Raw genomic sequence first — 3,505 nt, forward strand, 5'->3', positions numbered from 1 at the left:
GCCGCCTACCGGTCCCCACCTGTCTCCAATGCAGCGGGTTCGCCTGGGGCGATCCGCCGCAGGTGGAGCTGCGTGCCTGGTGAGGACTGGTTCACTTGATCGGGGGGCAATCCCGACAAACTGTCGAGATTTCCGACGTAACGGCCGAATACATGACTTGTGGAGCACTCACGTGAACCGGGCAGGTCATGAACCTCGCGGTCGTGCGCAACATCGGCTCGCCGAACACGTTGCGCTCGGCGCAGGAGCTTCAGGATTTCGAGCAGGAGCTCGTCGACCAGTACGCGTTGTCGATGGCCGCGGTTGGCCTGACTGATCGGCACATCGCGGCGGCGCGAGCTGTTGTGATCGAGTTCGCGCGGGTCCTGTCCGGACCCGTGTGGACCGCGAGTGTCGGTGACGGTGACCGCTACCTCGTTCAGCTGCGGCAGCGAGGACAATCCCGGGCAACCGTGCGGAGCAAGGCCGATGGCGTTGCTCGCTTCTACGACTTCGTGCTGACGAGGTACCAGGGTGATATTCACCGGCTGACGGGCCACGTAGTCGAGCAGCCTGTCGACGAGTACAACCGCCCCAGCTTTCCCGTGAGCGGCACGCCGCGCGTGCCACCCTCGGACGACGAGGTCGACACGCTTTTTACGCACTGGCGCCAATCGTTGGTGCACGCGCGGAAATACTTGCCCGCCGCGAGGGACTACTTCACCGCCTCGTTGTGGCGACGGCTCGGGCTCCGGATCAGCGAGTCGACCAAACTCGATATCCGCGACTGGCGGCCAGATCTTGGAACCTCGGGCAAGCTGCATGTCCGCCACGGCAAAGGCAGTCGTGGCCGCGGGCACAAGCCGCGGCTTGTGCCCGCGATCAACTCGGCCGACCAGTTGATCGACTGGTGGCTGGCGGAGGTGCGGCCGCAGTTCGGCCCGGACTGGGCTGACCCGGATGCGCCGATGCTGCCCAGCGAACGTCGGGACCCGGACCTCGGTCGATGTATCCGTGTTGGTGCGGACGCACTGCGGTCGGGACTGGCTACTGCGACCGGCCAGTGGCTTCCAGGATGGTCGGGCAAGCTCACGCCCCATGTATTGCGGCATTACTGCGCCTCCTCTCTTTACAGCGCCGGGATGGACCTCAAGGCCGTGCAGGAGTTGCTGGGGCATGAATGGCTGTCGACGACAACGCGCTACGTGCACGTCCACAGCGACTCCATCGAACGCGCCTGGGAGCAGGCGAATCACCGCACCTCGCATCGACTCACCACAGTGGAGGCCCGGTAGAACCATGCGCTGGAATCTGCGAATGAAAGCCGCCGAATGCGGAATCTGGAAATCGACAGAGTTGCGTCGGCGACTTGCCGAGGCCGGTCTGGAGATCAGCGCGGGGAAAATGTCGGCCCTGTGGACCGGCACACCAACGACGATCCGCCTGGATGACCTGGATGTGATCTGCTCGATCCTGGATTGCGATCCCACCGATCTGCTGATCCGCGAACCGGACAAGGTCGCAGCCCTGCGCCCACGCAAGGAGGCAACCGCACAGGCAGCTCCACCACCGATTACACCGCGGTTCGGCCGCCATCGATCTGAGCCGCCGGCATGACCGCGCCACCGAAGTTCTGTACGAACTGCCGCACCAACCGGGCCGCGTGGACGACTCCTCGGATCGACTACTGCTACGACTGCTTGCCAGGCGGCCCCTTCACCCCACCACTCTGCCGCGCTTGCGGATCCGACCGCTACTTCTCTCAAGGCATGTGCGTGGTGTGCCACCCCGGCTCCCCTGGTCACCCAGGATCCTGCAAGGACTGCATGGCCTGGGGCGTGATGCGCCAGAACAACTGGCGGTGCTGGAGCTGCCGAGGCTGGCGATCCCGCCACCCGCTTGGCGAATGTCCCTACTGCGGACGGCAGATGCCACTCGGCGATCACGGCGCCTGCCGCCTGTGCTGGCATCAAGCGCTGCACGAGCGCTCCACCGGTGAACCCTTCGACCTCGCCGACGCCAACCGGTTCGGTCAGCAGCTCTTCCTGGCCAACATGCACTACCAGCCCCGAGGAGCCACCAGAGCCAAACACCATCGCCGGTTCCGCGCCTCCGCGGTCGCTCGCGGAATCACTCGCGTCGAGACCGAGTTCACCCCGGTGGACAGTCAGCAGCTCGCACTGTTCTGGATACGTCCGGACTTGACCCGCATAGCGACGCTTCCCGCTGCGCCTGATCCAGCGATGTCGCACTACTGCGACGCGGTCTTGCATGAACACGCCGCGCGTCATGGCTGGAGCACCAGACTGATCAACGTGGTCGGTCAGTCCCTCGATGTCCTGCAAGCGTTTCAAGCCACCTCGGGGGCCAAGATCGTGGCGAGTGAAGCCGCGTCGCTTCTGACGCAGCGCGGGCTGACCGTCGACTCCACCCTGGAAGTACTGGCCGCCGCCAACCTTCTCGACGATGACCGAATTCCCGGAACCCGCAACCACTTTCTGGTCAAGACCGAGCGTCTCCCCGCAACGATGCGCACGCAGCTCGATACCTGGTACACGGTCATGGCCGAAGGCAGCACCACACCACCACGCCGCAAACCCCGAAACCACAAGACCATCCGGGCGCAGCTCAACGGAATGCTCCCGATCTTGCAAAAGTGGGCCGACGCCGGCCACGACTCGCTGGCTGAGATCGACAAAGACGACGTCGTCACAGCTCTGCCCGAATCCGGACCGGCCCGCCAGGTCGCTCATCAAGGACTGCGGTCCTTGTTCCGAATCCTGAAAGCCCGCAAGGTCGTGTTCATCAATCCGACGACAGGTGTACCTGCTGGTCCACAGGGCCAGACCCTCCCTCTCCCAGTCGACACTGCAGTGATCTGCGACGCGCTCAACGCGCCACACCCAGCACGCGCACTCGCGGTCGCGCTGGTCGCCTTCCACGGACTCACAGCACGCCAAATCAGCACCATTCGGCTGACCGACGTCGGCGACGGAAGACTCCGGCTGGACGGCCGCAGCATCCCCCTCGCAGGCCCTGTCCAGGCCAGGCTTACCGCCTACCTGGACTTCCGGGAGCAACGCTGGCCCACGACGACGAACCCCTACCTCATCGTCAACCGCAGGTCCGCGCCCAGAGTCGACCCGGTCGACCACCGATACCCGTGGCACAGATATCCGCTCGGCCCCCGATCGCTGCGCGAGGACCGCATCCTCCACGAGATCCACGCCACCGGCGGCGACGTACGCCGCATCTGCGACCTGTTCGGACTGAGCATCACCGCGGCAATGCGATACAACGCAGTCCTGGAACATCCCGACCTGGCCAACGACAACGCCGGTTGCTGAACCCACGACACGACCCACGCTCATCGCCAACCCCCTACACTTGGGTTCCGGTCAACAGACCCGTCGGTTTTCGTGAACTCACGAGGGACGGCCCGCAGCTGGGCGTTGGTGTCGAAGGTGTGCTTCTCGGTGCGCGAGAGCACCGACTGGACCTTGTAGCCGGGGTTGTTCTCGATCTT

3 protein-coding genes are annotated in these 3,505 nt (G+C 64.8%); all 3 read left to right on the plus strand.

Going from position 1 to position 3,505, the window contains the following annotated elements; genetic code table 11:
- Positions 1–188: 188 nt before the first annotated feature.
- The 3 genes from ACYVF3_RS32580 (at position 189) to ACYVF3_RS32590 (ending at position 3,326) form a co-directional block, all read left to right on the plus strand.
- Positions 189–1,274 (plus strand): tyrosine-type recombinase/integrase, encoded by a 1,086-nt coding sequence (locus ACYVF3_RS32580; RefSeq protein ID WP_363796049.1) that lies wholly within the window; start codon positions 189–191, stop codon positions 1,272–1,274.
- A 4-nt stretch (positions 1,275–1,278) separates the two neighbouring features.
- Positions 1,279–1,596, plus strand: coding sequence for a helix-turn-helix domain-containing protein (locus ACYVF3_RS32585; RefSeq protein ID WP_363796047.1), 318 nt, complete (start codon positions 1,279–1,281; stop codon positions 1,594–1,596).
- A 311-nt stretch (positions 1,597–1,907) separates the two neighbouring features.
- The gene (locus ACYVF3_RS32590) at positions 1,908–3,326 is read left to right on the plus strand and encodes a hypothetical protein (protein ID WP_363796045.1); all 1,419 of its coding nucleotides are present in this window, start codon (positions 1,908–1,910) and stop codon (positions 3,324–3,326) included.
- The last annotated feature ends 179 nt before the right edge of the window (positions 3,327–3,505 follow it).

It is taken from the genome of Saccharopolyspora tripterygii (assembly GCF_054778355.1).

Excerpts from the sequence above, each read along its gene's own strand:
- ACYVF3_RS32590 (WP_363796045.1), top strand. The coding sequence starts at position 1,908 with ATGCCACTCGGCGATCACGGCGCCTGCCGCCTGTGCTGGCATCAAGCG.
- ACYVF3_RS32585 (WP_363796047.1), top strand. The coding sequence starts at position 1,279 with ATGCGCTGGAATCTGCGAATGAAAGCCGCCGAATGCGGAATCTGGAAA.
- ACYVF3_RS32580 (WP_363796049.1), top strand. The coding sequence starts at position 189 with ATGAACCTCGCGGTCGTGCGCAACATCGGCTCGCCGAACACGTTGCGC.